This window comes from Tolypothrix bouteillei VB521301, from assembly GCF_000760695.4.
Lineage (GTDB): Bacteria > Cyanobacteriota > Cyanobacteriia > Cyanobacteriales > Nostocaceae > Scytonema > Scytonema bouteillei_A.
On the sequence record NZ_JHEG04000001.1, the window covers coordinates 4913775 to 4933350 of the forward strand.

A 19576-nucleotide genomic window follows, 5' to 3' on the forward strand; every position below is an offset into this window, starting at 1 on the left:
AAAAATTATCCAGGGAAGAATACACAATATTTTTTTAAAAGCTATAATGGTTTTGTTGCACTGTGACGTTGGTGACTGCCATAAAGTTTTTTGATCTATGCCTTAAAAAATAAGGGAATCAAGGAATTCTCGTGGCAGTAGACCGGGCGAAGCACCCGGAAACTTTAAACGAGAGAACTCGGTACCCACCTGGTTTATCCAGGTCATAAACTTAGGTAAAACGGCGTCGCGGTGACACAAAATTACAAGCTCCTAAAGTCAGATGAGACTTAGGAGCTTTTAATTGTTTAAGTGTTAGTGGTAAGTCGTTAGTAGAGGTGTAAGGCATTTAAACCGTACACAAGACAATCTTTAGTAATATATTTTACTGAATGATGACTAACAACTAACAACCAACAACCACCAACTTTGTTAAAATCGCAAGAACTGGGTTAAATTAAGGTTAAAGCTGTAAGAAATTGTTAAAACTCATAGATACCGTGTTTTCAGCTTCGGTCTTCAAACTAGACAATAGTTTAACTTTGATTCATCAAGAAATTCCTACTACCCCTGTAGTAGTCGCAGATATTTGGGTACGTGCTGGTGCTAACGTTGAGCCAGAACCATTATTTGGGATGGCTCACTTTTTGGAACACTTGATTTTTAAGGGAACTGCAACGCTACCTCCAGGGGTATTCGACCAAAAGATTGAAAACCAAGGAGGGGTGACTAATGCAGCAACAAGCCATGATTACGCTCATTACTCCCTCACCACAGCTTCTGGATACCTCAAAGAGACCTTACCTTATTTAGGAGAGTTGCTGCTGAATGCAGCAATACCAGAGGATGAATTTGTTCGCGAACGAGATGTGGTTTTTGAAGAAATTCGTCAATCTTACGACGATCCAGACTGGATAGGGTTCCAGTCTCTCATTTCTAGTATTTACCAACAACATCCCTACGGACGTTCTGTGTTGGGTGGCGAGGAAGAATTGATGCAAACCTCACCAGAAATTGTGCGCTGTTTTCACCGCAATCACTACCAACCAGAAAATATGACAGTGGTCATTGTGGGAGGAATAGCCACCGAACAAGCCATAGAAATAGTCAACAATACTTTTGTTGATTTCGCCGATCGCTGTTGTGAGTGTCCCAAAAGCCCAAAAGAAGTTGTAGAACCAATTCTAGCTGGAGTTCGTCGGCAAGAATTGCATCTGCCACGATTGGAGCAAGCACGATTATTAATGGGGTGGACGGGACCTGGTGTCGATCGACTGCGGACCTCTTATGGTTTAGATTTACTCTCGGTACTCTTAGCAGAAGGTAGAACTTCACGACTTGTTCGCGACTTGCGAGAAGAGCAGCAGTTGGTACAAGGTATTTGCAGTCATTTTTCCTTACAACGGGATGCGAGTTTATTTACCATTACGGCTTGGTTGGAGCCAGAAAATTTAGAACGAGTGGAATCCTTAATTCGCTTGCACTTAAACGATCTTCAAACCAACGGGATGAGCGAGCAAGAACTTATCCGAGGTCAGAGGTTGTTGTGTAACGACTACGCCTTTTCTACAGAAGCACCCAATCAACTTGCAGGGCTTTATGGTTACTACAACACGATCGCCCAAGCAGAATTAGCTGTGACCTATCCCCACCAGATAAAATCTTATAGCACTCAGGAACTGCAACAATTAGCACGAGAATACCTTTCTCCAAACCATTACGCAGTTACGGTACTAAAACCTTGTTAAGGTTATTTGTTAGTAGATAGTGGTTAGTGGTTAGTTGTTAACCACCAACCACCAACCACCAACCACCAACCACCAACCACCAACCAAATGACAACTTCGCTGCAAAAAACGTCTATCCATCGCACCGTGTTAAGTAATGGCATTGTGGTTTTGGTAGCAGAAAATCCAGTTGCAGATATTGTAGCAGCCAGAATTTTTATTCGTGCTGGTAGTTGCTACGAAACAAAAGAGCAAGCCGGCTTGACGCATTTGCTTGCTTCTGTTCTAACTAAAGGATGTGATGGACTCTCCAGTTTGGAAATCGCAGAAAAAGTAGAATCTGTGGGAGCAAGTCTGAGTGCAGATACGACATCTGATTACTTTCTAGTCTCTTTAAAAACAGTTACTTCAGATTTTGCAGAGATTCTGGCATTAGCGGGACAAATTCTTCGCCAACCGACATTTCCACAAATGGAAGTGGAACTAGAACAGCGTATTGCTTTACAGGATATTCGTTCGCAGCAAGAGCAGCCATTTACAATTGCTTTTGACCAGTTGAGAAGTGCGATGTACGCAGACCATCCCTATGCAAGATCGCCATTGGGAGATGAAACAACAATGAGCAGCTTGAATCGTAGGGATTTAGAGCAGTACCATCAAACGCATTTTCGTCCAGATAACATCGTTATTAGCATTGCGGGGCACATCAGTGCAAATGACGCAGTGGCTCTTATAGAAAAAGTTTTTGGGGATTGGCGAGTTCCAACTCACCAGCCACAACCAGTGCTTTATTTACCGGAACTTGAAGTGAAGCCCCAAATTACAATTACACCCCAGCAAACACAACAATCGATTGTGATGCTGGGTTACTTGGGACCATCAGTGAATTCTGTTGACTATGGAGTCTTGAAATTGCTGTGTACTTACTTGGGAAATGGTCTTTCCAGTCGCTTGTTTGTTGAACTGAGAGAAAAGCGAGGTTTAGCTTACGAAGTATCAGCATTCTACCCTACCAGGATTTTTCCTGCATCATTTGTGGCGTACATGGGAACGGCACCAGAAAACACGAAAATAGCTCTCACTGGTTTGCGAAAAGAAGTGGATTTACTTTCCTCAAACGAATTAGAGGAAGAATCACTTCAATCAGCTAAGAACAAGATATTGGGACAGTACGCTTTGGGTAAACAAACCAATGCCCAAATTGCTCAAATTTATGGCTGGTATGAAATTTTGGGTCTGGGAGTTGATTTCGACTGGGAATTTCAGCAAACAATTGCTTCTGTCAGTGCTTTAGATGCGATGGAAACAGCCGAGCGATATTTACGGGAACCTTTTGTATCTCTTGTCGGTCAACAAGATGCGGTTTATGGTGCAATTGCGTAGGGCTTATCTTATCCCCAATCTACAATCCAAAATGGTATAAAATTACTTAACCAGTTGCATTCTACACTAGTGTCCGATAAGCATATCACCAATGAGATATCCCAGGGGCAATGTTCATGACAAACAGCATCAAGGTAAGTATCTTAACCGACTTAGGGTTCCCTAGTCTTCCCGTAAATGATTGTAGAATCCAGCAAAAGCAAAGGTCAAAATCTACATGGGGGATAGAACTACTCCTGTGTCTTTCTGCACCTCTCCTCTTTGGTTTTTCTCCGACAGTATCATTTGCCGCACCAACACAAACAATTGCTCAAGCATCACCGAGAGTGGGAGTGAACCGTCCCAACCTTAAAGTTGGTAGCCAAGGAGACCCTGTCTCAGAACTGCAAGCAGCTTTAAAACTTTTGGGCTTTTATGCTGGTACGGTGGATGGGGTTTATAGCGAAAGTACTGCGATCGCAGTTTCTCGATTTCAGGAAGCTGCAGGCTTAAGTCCCAATGGTGTTGTTGATACCAACACTTGGCAACGACTTTTTCCAAGTGATGCGATCGCACTCACTCCTGCATCTTCTAATTCCGATACCTTCCCGACTCCATCCCAAACTTTAAGAGATAATAACAGTGCAGTTGTTGTTCCGAGTAGCGAGCCAAGAACAGCACCGATCGCGAATCGCACTGGTAATTTAAAACCAGAATCCAGACCGACAATAACTCCCAATAGAGCCAGTAATTTAAAACCCGAACCAAGACCAGCAGGAACAGGAGTCGCAACAAGTACTTCCGATAGACCTTCTACCAGACAAACATCATCAACTCGTTCTAACCCATCTAGCACTTCTCGACCAGCAAATAGAAGCCAACAATCCACACGGGCGGGATCGTCTGCTCGACAAACAACTCGCACTCAACAAACGACAAGTTCTGAGTCATCTAAAAAAACTCAGCAAACTGCTTCTCTTCAGTACACCTCAGATGGGTTACCAATTTTACGACCGGGGATGCGTGGTTCTGAAGTCACTCGCTTACAACGACGACTGCAAAGACTCGGTTACCTTGAAGAAAGTGCTATCGATGGTGATTTTGGTCCCGCAACAGAAGCAGCTGTTGTCTCTTTACAAAAACGTTATGGTTTAGAAGCTGACGGTATTGTTGGAGGAGGAACTTGGGAAATTCTCAATCGACGCCGGAAACAATAGGAGCATTGTGTGGGGGGAAAGGGTCATCGGTCGTTGGGCGTAGGTGATTTTTCCTTATCCTCCTTGTTCTCCTCGTCCCCCAAACCCTTTCAGTTACAATTACCTATGGAGACAGCTTACACTCAAGACTACCGACATTTTGAACAGCACGTCGCAAAACTTCTCCATGGGGCAGGTTGGGTCGTGGAACCTGTCCAAAAAAATCATACTGGTTGCGATCTAATAGTCAAAAAAGGAAATTTAGTTGTTGCTGTACAACTAAAATGGCTGAGAAATAACGTAGCAGCGCCACAGTTATTAAAATTTTCCGAATTTCTGGATTCTCATGAAGGCAAAAAGTTTAATTTTGGTTTGTTTATAACCACAAAAGGTTATAGCGGTCCTGCAATGGCATTAATTAGATCCTGGGGCAAGGATAGTAAAATCCGTTGTGGAATTGCTCGGGAAACTAGAATTGTTGGAATTGATGGGATTGCACCACAGAAGGAAAATAATGAGGACAAAGGCGATCGCCAACAGGATAAAGTTTACTTTGGGATCTTTACTTGTAAGGGTGGGGTTGGTAAGACAACTATAGCAGGTCATTTGGCAGGAGCCTTTGCTCTACAAGGATTTAATGTTGCACTTGTTGATTTAGATCCAGAACAAAATTTGCAAAAATTAGTAGGTGATGGAATTTTTGTTCCCAATCCAAGAGGCGTTGGCACCACAATTGAAGTCTTTGATGGCAGAGATTGGCATGAAGATGCTGCTCGTGATAGCAGAATTGTCATTTGTGATTGCTCTCCAGCTTTGGAACGAAATCCCAAGGAGTTAATAGAAAAGTTTCATTATTGCATTATTCCAACTACCTTAAATCCACTTGGCTTAAATAAGCATGGTAAAGTTATTCGAGATACTGTTGTAGAAATACGTCAAATTAATAAAAAAGGTCATTTATTTGTAGTAGTTAATAACTTTAGAAAACCCACATCCAAGCAACTTAATCTTTTAAAAGACGTTTATTTTAATACTTATACAGAAATTAGTCAAAGGGATGATAAGTTTCACTGTATAGATCCAGAAGATGCTTGTATCCGTGCTAGCGACCAACTCTACTACTGGGGAATACATATTCTTGAAAATCCAGAAACCCCTTCTAGCCGATTGGCATTTGACTTAATTGGAGGCAAATCTTATCCGCGTGATGATTTTATCAACTTAGCGGATTATATTGAAAGAAAAGCTGGCATCGGATTTCTTCGGGATAACACGAGTCCATCAAGGCAGCAGTAAGAAGCACCCAGCACAGAAGGCTCAAACTCTTATGCTCGTGGTTTGGTGATTCCTCACTGCACTGATACTGGATAAAAATTCTTATCCAAAACTTTCAGCAGGAAACAGGCTACTGCCTATCAAAAGCTTTATGTGGTAAGCTTTAGCCCCTACCTGCGTAGATTTCAAAAATAAAATCGGATTCCTATTTACTGATTCACTGTTAGACAGTAAACTTTACCCTACAGGCGTTCTAGTCAATATTTGACTCAAGTCTGTTTTAGGTCTCAATCTAAAATTTAAATTAAAGACACAGGCTTTAGTATCAAGCCTGACTTTTTGCCATACGTCTTCGATTACTTCGGCCAAGGTGATGGTAGTATCACAACAACGTCCTTTGGGGGTATGGGGCTAGAACTGGCGGTCGTATGCCACATTGTTGAAATGCTTGGGAGAACCATCAAAGCTGACAGATCGGGAGAGGTATAGGGAGCAACTTTCACAGTGAGGCTTCCTCCTTTATGCCGACTCCAACTTCAATAAATCCGTGGGGGCGTTTATGCAAGACGTACTGGCTTTGCAAGGTATCCAGGTACTTGTTGTGGATGATGATGCAGACAATTTGGAGTTAATTACCTTTATTTTGGAACAGTCTGGTGCTATTGTAACTTCTGTGTCTTCTGCTGAAGAAGCATTGCAATTACTCTATCAAACTCAGCCCGATCTCCTGATTGCTGATGTTGGAATGCCTCGCATGGACGGATATACTTTCTTGCGTCAGGTAAGAGCATTACCACCAAAACAAGGGGGACAAGTTCCGGCGATCGCACTGACGGCTTATGCGGGGGAGATCGATCGGCAAAAAGCATTGGCTGTAGGATTTCAATTGCATATTCCCAAACCAATTGACCCAGAAACCCTAGTGGATGCAATCGCTCAAATCATCAAGCAAACCAATCTTGAGAAACCATAACAATTTTTTTCTTGGCTGCCGTTGTATCTTATCCTGACAGTGCAATGTGGTTTGCGAGTGTGTCAAATGAGCGATCGGTCGCTAAGATCGTATCTGACCAATTCGCTAAACGCTTGCTATATAAAAATGTCAGGAGAATTATAATGGCACAAGCAAAATATGGTGATACTGTAGTGGTTCACTACGAGGGCAAATTATCCGACGGTACAATCTTTGATACCTCTACCAATAGTGACCCTTTGCAGTTCACAATCGGTGATGGAGAAATCATTCCTGGATTTGAAGAAGCGGTTGTAGGTATGAGTGTAGGCGAAACCAGAACTGCAGAAATTTCATCCGATCGCGCTTACGGTCCGCATCAACCAGAATTGGTAGTCACAGTCGATCGCAATCAGTTACCTCCAGACTTCGATCTCGAAGTAGGTCAGCAGTTGCAAATTCAGCAAGCCCCCGGACAATTTATTCCTGCGATCGTTACCGATCTTTCAACCGAAGACGTGACATTAGACGCCAACCATCCATTAGCTGGAAAAGACCTAGTCTTTGATATTCAACTTGTAGATATCGCTGCATAAAGAGATTAAGTCGATCTCCCCAACTTCTGAAAAAAGTCGGGGAGCTTGCAGCCTCTTAAAAATAGCTTGGCTCTATCTCCCTGCTTCCAATCTCTAAATGCACAAGCACGCGAACTACCCACGCTTCACTTGGTGTCAGACGTGGCGCTTCTTTTGGATTTAGCTAAAGGTAACAATTGTTGGCTTGAAAAAGGCAGATACACCCCGAACATAGATTCTGCTAAGGACATGCTTATAATTCCCAGAAATGGCTGAAAAATAGACATCTCCAGAAATTTATTACTCGTTACCCGAAACTCTTTCTAGGGGCGCAACACCTTGCGCCCCTACATCCTTTTTAAGAGAGGTCGCAATCAAATTTTCTGACAAATTTTCCCATTGAATGCGGCGTGCAAATAAACGTACCCAACTGACCAATTACAAACCGCAATAGTTAACTGTATGTATAACGACCTACTGAGATAACGTATTCTCTACATCTGTCTCCAGCTGCGATCGCTACAAATACCATTTCTGTCGCAAGCAGGGTTAATCTCTGGCGATGAGTTTATTAAATATTGTAAAGAAGGCGATACGAAATCACCTGAAAAACACTGAGAACAACTCATTTTGTAAAGCAATTGGAGATCGCTATGACTTTCACCGCAGATCCAAAAACCAAGCAGCTTGTACAGCAGTTTCGCAGCTTTGACACAGATACTCAGCTAGCGATCCTGTGGTTTGGCTACTTGGATATCAAAGATAAATTAACACCAGCAAACCAGACTTCTGCACAAGATACTGCTGCTGCTTTCTACGATACCATCCGTGCGCTGCCCAAAGAACAGCAACTTCAAGCACAACGAGATATTGTTGCAGGTGCTAACAGCGATATCAGCCGTTCTTACAAAGCTTTAAGCTCTAGCGCTAAGTTAGATTTGTGGCTCCGATTGGGACGAGCTATGGAAGACGGTACCGTAATTTCAGTACCCTCTGACTATAAACTGCCCTCCAACACCCAAGACTTCACAAACAGCATCAAAAGCTTAGATTTTGAACAGCGTATTGATTTTACTCGCAGCGCTGTATTTGAGTTTGGTCCCAAGCAGTAACTATTAGTGGTCTGCCATATTGATTTTGAGGGCTGTGTCATCTCTTTCCCAGGCGGAGCCTGGGAAAGCCCTAAGTCAGGCTCTACCTCGTGATTCACGAGGTAGAGTTTGGCACTTTGCATTCTGTACCAGAGACACTGGAACAACACAGGAAAAATCGTTTCACCCATGATAGCGAGTGTGGTGAACTACCAGCAGCATAACAGGGTATGAAAAACAGGGTTTTTCCCGTGAGTTACTGACTTTGTAAAGCCTCCCATTCCGAGCGCAAAATACCAAAATGAATCACATCAAAACGTTGACCTTCACGCTTAATGGCGCTGCGCTGTCTGCCTTCCTGACAGAACCCCACCTTTTCGTGGGCTTTAATAGAACGAACGTTATAGCCGATCGTACTCGAGCTAACTCGGTAAAGGTTTAATTCACGGAAAGCATACCCAAGAATAAGCTTGAGAGCATCCGTACCATAACCTTTCCCCCAGTAAGCTGAGTCACCAATAGCAATCCCCAACGAAGCAACTTGGTGCGTCCACTGTACCTGAAATAAACCAACACCTCCAATTAAAGTATCATCAGCCAAAGTTCGCAGGCGGAAGTGAAAGCTATTAGGTGAGTTAAGAACACTCGCTTCAAACTGCGTCCAATCTTCAGGAGTTATTGGTCTTGCTGGATCGTTGTCTGCGACTCGCAAATATTCATCATTTTCAGACCATTTCGCAAAATGCATGTTGTCATCAGGTCTGGGTGCAGCAAGGCGAAGCAACTTACCTGTAAAAAGTGGCTTGAATTCCATTGAAAATTCCTTTTCCAATCTGTCATTGAGAGCGAAATACAAATTAGGTTCGTACAACAAGTGCAGTACGAACTCATAGCAAAGTAGGTTGATAGGAGTTTCTCAGTCCAAAACTGGACTTTTACTCAATGACAGGCAACACAGGCAAATCCTGGGATAGTTAAATTGATTGCACGATACATTATACTAACTTGGTCTGTTTTTGACTAGGACGGGTTTTCACGCGTCTTCTACTGTTTCTCCAAATGTTGACGATCGATAATCCCCCTAGCTCCCCTTTCCAAGATACAGTGGTGTACAGATCTCTAGACAAGATATAAAACATCCGGACAACAGGGAAAGTTGATTCTAATTCCCCCCTTTTTAAGGGGGGTTAGGGGGGATCGAAACCGCTTTTAATGCACTTTAAAAGACTTGTGTACACCACCATAGCCTTAAAAAGGGGGACTGTGAAAATTCCCCCCTTTTTAAGGGGAATTTAGAGAGAGCGAAAAAATTAAGAGTCCAAACGAGTCGTTTTAAAAGTTGTGTGAAATGGTGTAATGATATATTCATCTTTTGATTTATCTAACACTGCGAATACAACTTTCTCAAAGAACCCATTAAGATTGGGATTTTCCACTAAATGGTGATAAAAATATTCAGCAACATTTTGAGGATTATTTTTAAAAACACCACATCCCCATGCTCCCAATACAAGCACCTTATAGTCATGAATTGCAGCCACTGACAACAATTTCTCTGTACGAGCAAGCATCGTGCTTTCAATAGAAGCGATCTCAGAGCGTTTTCCTTTTTGTCTAACGGCTCCTGCATTCACTGCTGGTACAGTTAGAATTGATACGAGAAAGGGTTGATTTAATAGCTCGTCATTATCATCTCTAATAACCGGGACTCCTGGAGAATAAATCATGTCATCTGTATAAAGAGATGAACCTAAATTTCTGTTAGTGTCGTACATCTGAGTCATTTGAGCAATACAAGGATAAAGCGCTGTAGCCCTAGCTAAGCTCTCCTCTTGTGCTTGACTCCCATTGAGAAATCCACCCCCTGGATTTTTAGCTGAAGCAAAATTCAAGCACAATACTTTTTCTATCCCTTCATCATTCACTAAGCGACTTGCAGCATGAAGAGTTGTTTCATTACTGACTGTAAAACTGATTGCATTCAACGACTTTTTTGTCTTTAAGATGTTGTCCCGTTGGGCAAATACCTTCTTAAACATTGTTTCCGAATAATGAATAGAGCTAGTTTTTGCAGCCAAACAAGCTTCTTTAATATTAATAGTTTCTCCCAATAAATTTTGATAATGCCCGCGTTTAATAATTTCAAGTGTTTCTTGAGCTATAACAGCACGTTTCTCTCTACTATCCATATTTTGGTATTAATATTTTAATTCTATGACAATTCTATTTGATTTATGAACTACAAGTAGGTAGGGCGAAGCCGCACACATAAAGCTTTATATGCTGGGCAATGCCCACCCTACTTTGTGCATCATAATTTCGGATTTCAAAAACATTAGAGGTAGCATACTGTAGGGTTTCTCTTTTAACTAATTTCAGAAAGTAAAACTTTCATTGTTTGCACCATAGCTAACTATGAAACAAAAAACTACAAATGTATTACAAATTATTACAAGCAAGCTGTATAGTCATACCATTTCACTTTCATTGCGATACATAAAAACTCTGTAAAGACCTGGAATTGTTCATGACGAATAACGAATTATGAATTATTCTGTTGCCTGATACTGCTATTAGTAGTTAAATTTATGATGTCAAAGAGGTTTAAAATAAATCTGGGGATACTTAGTCCCCAGTTACTGAATAATAATAAGGAGGTGATTGATTGAATAAAAACGGGAACGGTCATCAAGGTTTTTGGAACCCAGTTAAAATTTTTATCCGTCTTGTCCTTAATCGGTGGATGAAAGAAGATAAAATCACTGGCGAGAGATACCTTGTTGATTCAGAAGATGTCAACACAGAGTTAGATGACATTGCGGATGAACCGCAAGACAATTCTCAAAAAGATAACTAGTTGACACGATCGGCCCCTAGCTTACCCCTAGGGGCTTCCATACTTCGATACTTTTAGGATATATCATTATGTTAGAAACTGATACCATCATTCGTCCAATTTATTATCAAATTGTTGAGCGTCGTAATAAGGTATGGGCTTTTAGAGAAGGAAAGCCGTTTGTTAATTTTTTTAATGCCCCTGACCTAGAGATGGAAGACTTGTTTGCCATCTTTGATACCTCTATGGAGAAAATTGCAGCAGAACTGCGACGTATAAACGGTGCAAAACAAGGCTTTTATATAGCAAATATTTTGGAGAAAAAATACTATTACTGTGGTACTGAGTGGCAAGACGTGAAAACCAAACTTCAAGAACTGGGAATTGGTAGACCGGACCCCATGGAAGTCTAAGGATAACTTATACGGAAGCACTTCATCCACTACCAAGCAGAAAATAAAACATCAGTCGCGTTTCAAGTGTTTTGGTACTACGGTCTGGGGCAAGGAGTGATAACAATATTGGCAATTACGCCTTATCTTTAGGTTTAGCTGCATTGCGATCGCAATTTAATTTTTATCCAACAAATTACCCATTTTTCTAATTTTAATAAACTACACAACAATTTTATTTTTAATTCTACGAGAACCAATAATTATTTCACAATGTTTTATAAGTTGTTCTGACTTAAGACTCATATTGCTTTTGATGCCAATTCTTTGAGAAGTTTTGGTTCTAATTCCTTAACATGAGCAGGTGTCAAAGCTTGGCATAGCTCATATGAATGAATTGCAAGAATGTATTGATTACTTGATGACCATTGTTCGAGATATGAAACTATTTTATACTGCCAATCTGGGTGAAGTGCAATTTCAATTTCATCCATCAAAATAATAGAATCTTTTATATTGTGATACTTCATCCACATATAAATGCTTAATCTTTTTAATTCACCATGACTTAAATATTCTGGATATAATTCTATAGTTTCCAAACCATTATCTAACTTAAAAGTTACTCCTGAAAAATCTTTCAACTGTATCTCTTTTGTAATCGATTAAGCTGGTGGGCAATGCCCACCACAAACTATTAATTCAGTTTAACTAAAGCAGCAAGGGCTGTTACTGAAAAACCTTCGCTTACACCTTAAACTTCTCAGTAATTCGCTTCATTGCTTCCTCAACATTCTCCCGACTGTTGAAAGCGGAAATGCGGAAATAACCTTCGCCAGCCGCACCAAAACCAGAACCAGGTGTACCTACAACGTTACAATTGTGCAGCAATTTATCGAAAAAGTCCCAACTAGATATACCATTGGGCGTTTTCACCCAAACGTAGGGCGCATTCACACCACCATAAACTGTTAACCCAGCTTGGCTCAGTTTCTCGCGAATAATTCTGGCATTCTCCATGTAGAAGCTGACGAGCTGTTTTGTTTGCGCCTGACCTTCTTCTGAGTAAACTGCTTCAGCTCCACGTTGTACGATGTAAGAGACTCCATTGAACTTGGTGGACTGGCGGCGATTCCACAACTTCCACAGTTCTACATCGGAACCATCGCCTGCTTTTGCCGTAAGTGTTTTTGGTACGACAGTCAGCGCACAACGCGTCCCGGTAAAGCCTGCATTTTTGGAGAAAGAGCGAAATTCGATCGCACAGTCTCTTGCTCCTTCAATCTCATAGATGGAGTGCGGAATTTCTGGATCTGTAATGAACGATTCGTATGCAGCATCAAAGAAAATGATAGACCCATGTGCTTTAGCATAGTCTACCCATGCCTGAAGATGTTCTTTGGTAGCGGTTGCTCCTGTGGGGTTGTTGGGGAAGCAAAGGTAAATTAAATCGACTTTTTGTGACGGAATCGCTGCAGTGAAATTGTTTTCAGCAGTAATTGGTAAATAAACTAAGCCCTCAAACTCACCCTTATCGTTGGCTGGACCAGTATGCCCTGCCATAACATTAGTATCCACATATACAGGATATACGGGGTCAGTCACTGCAATTACATTGTCATTGCCCAAGATATCCAGAATGTTGCCGTTATCGCACTTAGAACCATCGGAGATAAAAATTTCACCAGCATCAACCTCGCATCCCCGTGCTTGGAAATCCTTAGCAGCAATTTTCTCCCGCAACCAAGCATAACCTTGCTCTGGTCCGTAACCTCTAAAGGTAGAGCGATCGCCCATTTCTTCCACAGCTTTAATCATAGCTGTACGGCAAGCTTCGGGCAAAGGTTCCGTCACGTCACCAATACCCAATCGAATCACCTTAGCATCAGGATTGGCTTCTGCAAAGGCATTAACCCGGCGTGCAATTTCGGGAAACAAGTAACCTGCTTTTAACTTGAGGTAGTTATCGTTAATAGTTGCCATAGTAGATCGTGAAAAACGCCATAAATAAACAGCTTACTGCCAATTGCCATACACCATTACACCCCAAAAAATTAAATGAATTGAGACTCATATGTTATTTTGGTCTTATCTTGAGAAAAAACGAATAGCAATGAATGAGCAAAGATAATGAGACATTTCGCTTTGATAGCAACGAAAGAGCTAAGTTAGATGCGGCTGTAGCAATAGAGCGCGATAGAAGCGATGCAATTGACAAAGCACTTAACCTGTCTCCAAAACTCCTCCAATGGCAACTAGAAGAAATTCACAAAGGTGTTGCAGAAGCTGATGCGAGAGATTTTGCTAGTCAAGAGGAAGTACAGGCAGTCTTTGCAAGGTTAACTGATGCGAGTTAAAAACCTTATGAAAGCATAGCGAAATTTAGAGCAGACTGTTTATGACCCAAGCCATACCCAAGCTAGTTACTTATGAAGAATTTATTGAGTGGTACCCCAATGATGGAGGGCGTTATGAACTGCACAAAGGAGTTATTGTAGAGATGCCACCTCCAACGGGCGACCACGAAAATGTCATTGGATTTTTAGTCCAAAAACTTACCTTAGAGTATTCGCGTCTTCAATTGCCTTACCGCATTCCAAAAACTGCACTTGTCAAAACTCCCAATAACGAGACAAGTTATTCCCCAGATATTTTATTGCTCAACCATGACAATCTCATCAATGAACCTTTGTGGAAAAAGCAATCAACTGTATGCTCTAGTGCATCGGTTCCTTTAATTGTTGAAGTCGTAAGTACAAATTGGCGCGATGATTATTACGATAAGTTAAGGGACTACGAAGAAATGGCTATCCCCGAATACTGGATTGCGGATTATGCTGCATTGGGAGGTAAGCGATTCATTGGCGATCCAAAACAACCTACGGTGTCAGTGTGTCAGCTTGTAGGAGATGAATACCAAATAACTAAATTTACGGGGGATAGCCCGATTGTGTCTCCTACCTTTCCCGAACTGAACCTTACTGCACAACAGGTTTTTAATGCAGCATTGTAAGTTATAATTCAACTTAAACTTCATCAAAACTCTGAATCGCGGGGAAGCCTTCTGCTTCAAATGAGTGATTCCCGGTTCTGATAGAAAACAGCGTTTGCATTCCGGCTGCTTGAGATGCTTTTAACTCAGCAGTGACATCTGAAATAAAAAGAATTTTTTCTGGTATCTTTCCAATGGCAGATGCTATCTTAGCGTAGCTCTGAACTTCTCGCTTGGAGCCAGTTTGAGTATCAAAGTAACCGCTAATAAAACCCGTTAGGTCTCCCTCTTCGGTGTACCGAAAGAGAAGTTGTTGTGCTTGAACACTACCAGAGGAGAAAATATACAAATGTTTGCCAGCACTTATCCAACGTTGAAAAGCAGGCTTAACATCTGGAAATATTTGCGATCGCAGCGTTCCATCTCGATACCCCCGCTCCCAAATCTTACCCTGTAAAGATTTCAAACCTGTTGATTTACGGTCGATAGAAATCAGATAATGAATGTAAGGAACAGCCCCTGTAACCTCCGTTTCTTGCCAATGAGGTACTGACACCCCCTGTGCGAGCTCCTGTTCATACTCTTTTCTCAACAATTGCAAATCAGTTTGAACCGCAGTCACTTGCTGATAGGTTGAGAGAAAATCAGTCACGCGATCGCGTGCAAACGGAAATAAGACTCCGAAAACATAATCAACCGGAGTTGTTGTCCCCTCAATATCGAGAAGAAGCACTTCCGCATTATCTGAATAGAGTGCAGTCATGAATGAGTTGTTAGTAGTCAGTTGTTGATTGTTAATACCATTAGCCATTAGCCATTAGCCATTAGCCATTAGCAATTATCGACATCCCAAACTATCACGAGTTGCTACAGACGTGACGGGATTAACCCCATCAGCTCGTTCGCACATCAACTTTGCTTCGTAAGTGTCTAGAATTGCACCAGAAAAATCAGCTCCTGTAATTTTTGCACCGTTGAAGCGACTGCTTGTTAGAATTGCATCGGTAAAAATGGCGTTCGTTAAATTGGCTTCATTAAAGATAACGCGATCGGCAAAAGTTCCTGAGAGATCGGCTCCTTCCAAATCTGCTTTCAGACATGACCCCTTAGTCATAATAGTTCCTCTCAGATTTGTACCTCGGAACTTTGTCTCCTGCATATTTGCTCCTGCAAGAGATGTTCCTTCTAAATTTTTCTTAGAAAAGTCTTGATATCGTAGATCGGCAAGCGTATAGTTAACAGTATTTTCCTGTGCAATTACAGGAGAAATATCTAAGAGTAACCAGCACCCTGTCAGCAACAGAAGAAGCAGTACGCCAACAATGAATTTTAACCAACCCTTTACCTGACGCTTCATCCTAAAGTTCCAGAAAGTGTACTCTATTCCCATATTTACAATACTACTAAGTTACTTACACTTCTGATGCATCGCTTTGCTGAGGGCTTAAACTGGCAAAGTCAAACAACTGAGTATCGGCTAGATGGGATGGGCAAATATTTTGAAGGCTAGAGAACAAACTCTCAACTCTTCCTGGGTGGGATTTTTCCCAAGCTCGTAGCATCTGTTTGATTTGCGCTCTTTGCAAATTCTCCTGGGAACCACAAAGGCTGCATGGAACAATTGGAAACTTTTTGAAGTTCGCGTACTGCTCAATATCAGACTCAGCGCAGTAAGCTAAAGGTCGGATAACTATATGTTGCCCGTCATCACTCAAAAGTTTTGGTGGCATTGCTTTGAGTTTTCCTGCATAAAACATATTCAGAAATAAAGTTTCCAAAAGATCATCCCGATGGTGTCCCAAAGCGACTTTAGTCGCGCCTTCTTCACTTGCAACTCTATAGAGAATGGCTCGTCGCAGGCGGGAACATAAACTGCACGTGGTCTTCCCCTCAGGGATAACACGTTTTACAATACTGTAAGTATCTTCTTCTACTATCCTGTAAGCTACTCCTAGAGATTCTAAATACTCTGGCAGCAAGTGTTCTGGAAATCCTGGTTGCTTCTGGTCTAAGTTAACAGCAAGAATATCAAATTTCACTGGAGCTTTACGCTGGAGAGTGAGCAGCAGGTCTAGCATTGTGTATGAATCTTTACCACCTGATACGCATACCATGACGCGATCGCCATCCTCAATCATGTTGTAGTCACGAATGGCTTTTCCTACCGAGGTACGTAAATGTGCTTCCAGTTTTCTAAGGCTTTTTGAGCTATGAACCTCCGTTGCTTCCATAAGTTATTCTCCAAAGAACGCTCGTATATATTTTAGTCAGGTAGCATAAACCATTTTCTGACTGGCAAAAAAATTGCTATTCCTGAAGGAAGAATTCTTATTTTGCCAGTGCAAAAGCAAAACTCAAGTAGTTAACTTTGCATTTTTGAATCAAGGAGCGATCGCCAATGTCAGAATTCCAGAGAGTCTCACTTCGCCCAATGGACGAGTATAACCAGACATTGGTATCCTACGTGCATCCACCCACTTGGGTCAATCCCCAACCTGCCAATTGTTACGACTTAGTTGTCATTGGTGCGGGTACAGCAGGATTAGTCGTAGCCGGAGGTGCAGCACTTTTAAATGTTGGATTAAAAGTTGCCTTAGTAGAAAAGCACCTCATGGGAGGAGACTGTTTAAATTTTGGCTGCGTACCATCCAAATCTATCATTCGGTCATCCCGTGTGGTAGGAGAAATGTGGAATGCAAAAAAATTTGGCATTAATGCGCCCAAATATGTAGATGTAGACTTTTCCACTGTTATGGAAAGGATGCGACGCGTCAGGGCAAAAATTAGCCCTCATGATTCAGCTGAACGTTTCCAAAAAATGGGTGTGGATGTCTTCCTAGGTAGTGCGCGATTTGTCAGCGATGATAGTGTAGAGGTTGGAGACAAAACTCTTCGCTTTAGAAAAGCCGTCATTGCTACAGGCGCGAGAGCCGCACAACCCTCCATTGCAGGAATTGAAGAAGCAGGATACCTAACCAATGAAACTGTTTTTTCTCTGATCCAGAAACCCCAACGTTTAGCAGTGATTGGTGCTGGTCCCATTGGGTGTGAATTAGCACAAGCTTTTCGCCGTTTTGATTGTGAAGTCACACTCTTCCACCAAGGAACTCATATCCTTAATAAAGAAGATACTGATGCTGCTGAGATTATTCAAAAGGTGTTTGCTAAAGAAGGAATTCGTTTGGTATTGGGGGGAAAAATACAGCAAGTTGAAAAAACTAAAGAAGGAAAAACGCTTTACTTCAGTCGCAATAACAAAACAGATGTTCTCTCAGTTGATGACATTTTAGTCGGTACGGGACGAATTCCAAATGTGGAAGGATTGAATTTAGATGCCATTGGCGTAGAATACGATCCCCGTCAAGGTGTGAAGGTCAATGATTATCTTCAAACCACAAATCCCAAAATTTATGCAGCAGGTGATATATGCATGAACTGGAAATTTACTCACGCAGCTGATGCAGCCGCACGAATAGTCATTAGAAATGCACTCTTTTCTCCTTTTGGCTTGGGGCGTCAAAAACTCAGCAATCTCGTTATGCCTTGGGTCACTTACACCGATCCTGAAATTGCCCATGTGGGAATGTACGAACGAGAAGCCCAGGAAATGGGCATTGATGTCGCGACGATTAAAATTCCTTTTAATGATGTCGATCGAGCGGTAACTGATGGTGAAGAAGAAGGATTTATCAAAATTCTTCATCCAAAAAAGAGCGATCGCATTCTCGGTGCGACCATTGTTGCTCGTCATGCAGGCGAGATGATTTCTCAACTCACCATAGCTATTGTTAACAAGATAACTTTAAGTCAATTAAATCAAGTCATTTATCCTTATCCAACCCAATCTGAAGCTATTAAAAAAGCAGCAGATACATACTACCTCTCTAATAGTTTGACACCAAATACAAAACGATTATTGGCTTGGGTAAAACAGTTTTCTTGATTGTATATTTTGGATTAAATTATATGCTTAGTGTAGGTTCTGTATAGTTTCTTCTTCCTTGTCTCCCTACTTTCTACTCCCTAATAATAATGTGATGCTTCGAGTCAAAATTCACTTTACCTTGTTGTTGTAATTTCCTTAAAAGTCTTGTCATCGTGACTCTAGTTGTACAACAAGCGCCAGCAAGATCTTGATGAGTCAACCGAACGTTTAAGCGAGTTCCTTCAGCAACTGATTGACCAATTTCTTGTTTTAATAATTGTAACAAATAATGAAAGCGGTCTTGAACTTTTCGCCTACCACTAATTACCAAAAACGATTCTGTTTGTCGCAGGCGTTGATTGATTTTTGAAATTATTGTTTTGCTAATTTTTGACGAAGTAGCGATTTCAGCTAAGTCAATTGATACCAATTCTACATCAGATAAAGCGATTGCTTGATAGGTGTGTAGTGCAGTTAAACTTGAACCAAAAATCATGCCTTGCCCTGCTAAGCCAACTAGCACTTCTTCACCTGTATCACATAACGTGCTTAGCTTAATCAAACCTTGATGTACGCACCAAATTGTGCTTGAGTTGAGAGGAATAGTCTCTCCTTTAGAATACTTATATCTCTCTCGTCCTTGAGTCAAGTCAAAGTTATCCTCAGAGACTTTTACTGCTTGTAAATTTCGTTGCTCGGTGATATCCCGTAGCAACCAACGCAGTGCGATCGGCATACCTATTTCATTACAAACAACACCTACTGTCATAGCTGCATCAAAAACCTTTCCGTTACTTTTCTGCCAGCATAGTGTTGACTTGGTGGCTCCATCGCATTCGTTAACTTGAAGCAAAAAGCTGCGAAAAGTCGCTCGATCTGGTAATGCTATATAGTTAACAATTGGTTTCCCTACCAAACGCTGTTGGGGAACGTTCAGGAGTTGACTTGCAGCACGATTTGCTTCTTGAATAATGCCTGGGATATCTGTCACTAAATAAGCATCTGGAGCTAACTCAAATAAATTTTGGTAGCGTTGGCGTTCCGCTTCAAGTAAATTATGTGTTTCTATGAGTTGTTCGTTCTGTTGGTGTAATTCTTGTGTCGCTATTTTCACCATTTCTGAAGCACGACCAAGTTCAACCAGTGCCTGTGGCAGTATATCTGGCCCTATAGGTGTATTGTTAATACTTTGATACAAGTTTATGAGCCGCACGTGCATTCCTTGTACGCGTTGCGTAAATCTATCTATCTCTGGCTTGTCTATATTCACTGGA

At 41.5% G+C, this 19576-nt stretch carries 21 protein-coding genes and 1 other RNA gene; 14 read left to right on the plus strand and 8 right to left on the minus strand.

The genetic code is table 11. The features are described 5' to 3' along the window. Positions 1 to 54 precede the first annotated feature (54 nt). From ssrS to HC643_RS19820, 9 genes are all read left to right on the plus strand, one after another. Positions 55 to 239, plus strand: a non-coding RNA gene (gene ssrS / locus HC643_RS19780) — 6S RNA. A gap of 240 nt (positions 240 to 479) precedes the next feature. Continuing rightward, positions 480 to 1727: a M16 family metallopeptidase gene (locus HC643_RS19785; protein ID WP_038086109.1), complete on the plus strand. Its 1248-nt coding sequence runs from the start codon at positions 480 to 482 to the stop codon at positions 1725 to 1727. A gap of 87 nt (positions 1728 to 1814) precedes the next feature. Further along, on the plus strand, positions 1815 to 3089 hold the full coding sequence (locus tag HC643_RS19790) for a M16 family metallopeptidase (RefSeq protein WP_038086107.1): 1275 nt from the start codon (positions 1815 to 1817) through the stop codon (positions 3087 to 3089). Positions 3090 to 3205: 116 nt separating this feature from the next. Continuing rightward, complete coding sequence (locus HC643_RS19795; protein ID WP_050045978.1) at positions 3206 to 4285, plus strand: peptidoglycan-binding domain-containing protein; 1080 nt, start codon at positions 3206 to 3208, stop codon at positions 4283 to 4285. A gap of 105 nt (positions 4286 to 4390) precedes the next feature. Next, a complete protein-coding gene (locus tag HC643_RS19800; protein ID WP_038086106.1) occupies positions 4391 to 5560 on the plus strand; it encodes a nucleotide-binding protein in 1170 nt (389 codons plus the stop codon). Positions 5561 to 5878: 318 nt separating this feature from the next. Continuing rightward, positions 5879 to 6028 carry an ATP-binding protein gene (locus HC643_RS42600; protein WP_408019934.1) on the plus strand — a complete coding sequence of 50 codons (150 nt, stop codon included), beginning with the start codon at positions 5879 to 5881 and terminating at the stop codon, positions 6026 to 6028. A gap of 70 nt (positions 6029 to 6098) precedes the next feature. Next, positions 6099 to 6512 (plus strand): response regulator, encoded by a 414-nt coding sequence (locus tag HC643_RS19810; RefSeq protein WP_038086104.1) that lies wholly within the window; start codon positions 6099 to 6101, stop codon positions 6510 to 6512. A gap of 143 nt (positions 6513 to 6655) precedes the next feature. Next, positions 6656 to 7087, plus strand: coding sequence for an FKBP-type peptidyl-prolyl cis-trans isomerase (locus HC643_RS19815; protein ID WP_038086102.1), 432 nt, complete (start codon positions 6656 to 6658; stop codon positions 7085 to 7087). 632 nt (positions 7088 to 7719) lie between these two features. After that, a complete protein-coding gene (locus HC643_RS19820; RefSeq protein WP_038086100.1) occupies positions 7720 to 8178 on the plus strand; it encodes an orange carotenoid protein N-terminal domain-containing protein in 459 nt (152 codons plus the stop codon). A gap of 235 nt (positions 8179 to 8413) precedes the next feature. Here the strand turns inward: HC643_RS19820 and HC643_RS19825 are convergent, their stop codons facing one another. Continuing rightward, positions 8414 to 8971 carry a GNAT family N-acetyltransferase gene (locus tag HC643_RS19825; RefSeq protein WP_038086098.1) on the minus strand — a complete coding sequence of 186 codons (558 nt, stop codon included), beginning with the start codon at positions 8969 to 8971 and terminating at the stop codon, positions 8414 to 8416. Positions 8972 to 9467: 496 nt separating this feature from the next. Further along, positions 9468 to 10346, minus strand: coding sequence for a TIGR02452 family protein (locus HC643_RS19830; RefSeq protein WP_167844715.1), 879 nt, complete (start codon positions 10344 to 10346; stop codon positions 9468 to 9470). Between the two features lie 476 nt (positions 10347 to 10822). On the opposite strand from HC643_RS19830, the gene HC643_RS19835 reads away from it, so the two are divergent. Both HC643_RS19835 and HC643_RS19840 read left to right on the plus strand, forming a co-directional pair. Next, positions 10823 to 11014 carry a hypothetical protein gene (locus HC643_RS19835; protein ID WP_038086096.1) on the plus strand — a complete coding sequence of 64 codons (192 nt, stop codon included), beginning with the start codon at positions 10823 to 10825 and terminating at the stop codon, positions 11012 to 11014. 68 nt (positions 11015 to 11082) lie between these two features. Beyond that, on the plus strand, positions 11083 to 11406 hold the full coding sequence (locus HC643_RS19840) for a hypothetical protein (RefSeq protein WP_038086093.1): 324 nt from the start codon (positions 11083 to 11085) through the stop codon (positions 11404 to 11406). A 281-nt stretch (positions 11407 to 11687) separates the two neighbouring features. Here the strand turns inward: HC643_RS19840 and HC643_RS19845 are convergent, their stop codons facing one another. Further along, the gene (locus HC643_RS19845) at positions 11688 to 12029 is read right to left on the minus strand and encodes an AAA family ATPase (protein WP_038086091.1); all 342 of its coding nucleotides are present in this window, start codon (positions 12027 to 12029) and stop codon (positions 11688 to 11690) included. Positions 12030 to 12132: 103 nt separating this feature from the next. Further along, on the minus strand, positions 12133 to 13368 hold the full coding sequence (locus tag HC643_RS19850) for an LL-diaminopimelate aminotransferase (RefSeq protein ID WP_038086090.1): 1236 nt from the start codon (positions 13366 to 13368) through the stop codon (positions 12133 to 12135). Positions 13369 to 13502: 134 nt separating this feature from the next. On the opposite strand from HC643_RS19850, the gene HC643_RS19855 reads away from it, so the two are divergent. Then, a complete protein-coding gene (locus tag HC643_RS19855) occupies positions 13503 to 13742 on the plus strand; it encodes a CopG family ribbon-helix-helix protein (RefSeq protein ID WP_038086088.1) in 240 nt (79 codons plus the stop codon). A 41-nt stretch (positions 13743 to 13783) separates the two neighbouring features. Next, positions 13784 to 14398 carry a Uma2 family endonuclease gene (locus HC643_RS19860; RefSeq protein ID WP_038086086.1) on the plus strand — a complete coding sequence of 205 codons (615 nt, stop codon included), beginning with the start codon at positions 13784 to 13786 and terminating at the stop codon, positions 14396 to 14398. 13 nt (positions 14399 to 14411) lie between these two features. On the opposite strand, the gene mtnC is transcribed toward HC643_RS19860, so the two are convergent. From mtnC to ttcA, 3 genes are read right to left on the minus strand one after another with little or no spacing between them, the layout of a single operon-like run. After that, positions 14412 to 15188, minus strand: coding sequence for an acireductone synthase (gene mtnC / locus HC643_RS19865; RefSeq protein ID WP_237265906.1), 777 nt, complete (start codon positions 15186 to 15188; stop codon positions 14412 to 14414). A gap of 27 nt (positions 15189 to 15215) precedes the next feature. After that, positions 15216 to 15734 (minus strand): pentapeptide repeat-containing protein, encoded by a 519-nt coding sequence (locus HC643_RS19870; RefSeq protein ID WP_038081332.1) that lies wholly within the window; start codon positions 15732 to 15734, stop codon positions 15216 to 15218. Between the two features lie 55 nt (positions 15735 to 15789). After that, a complete protein-coding gene (gene ttcA / locus HC643_RS19875; protein WP_038081322.1) occupies positions 15790 to 16608 on the minus strand; it encodes a tRNA 2-thiocytidine(32) synthetase TtcA in 819 nt (272 codons plus the stop codon). 167 nt (positions 16609 to 16775) lie between these two features. Between ttcA and HC643_RS19880 the strand changes: the two genes are divergently transcribed. Continuing rightward, positions 16776 to 18320 (plus strand): mercuric reductase, encoded by a 1545-nt coding sequence (locus tag HC643_RS19880; protein WP_038081320.1) that lies wholly within the window; start codon positions 16776 to 16778, stop codon positions 18318 to 18320. Positions 18321 to 18393: 73 nt separating this feature from the next. Here HC643_RS19880 and HC643_RS19885 read toward each other — a convergent pair whose 3' ends face one another. After that, positions 18394 to 19572: a helix-turn-helix domain-containing protein gene (locus tag HC643_RS19885; RefSeq protein WP_038081330.1), complete on the minus strand. Its 1179-nt coding sequence runs from the start codon at positions 19570 to 19572 to the stop codon at positions 18394 to 18396. Positions 19573 to 19576 lie beyond the last annotated feature (4 nt).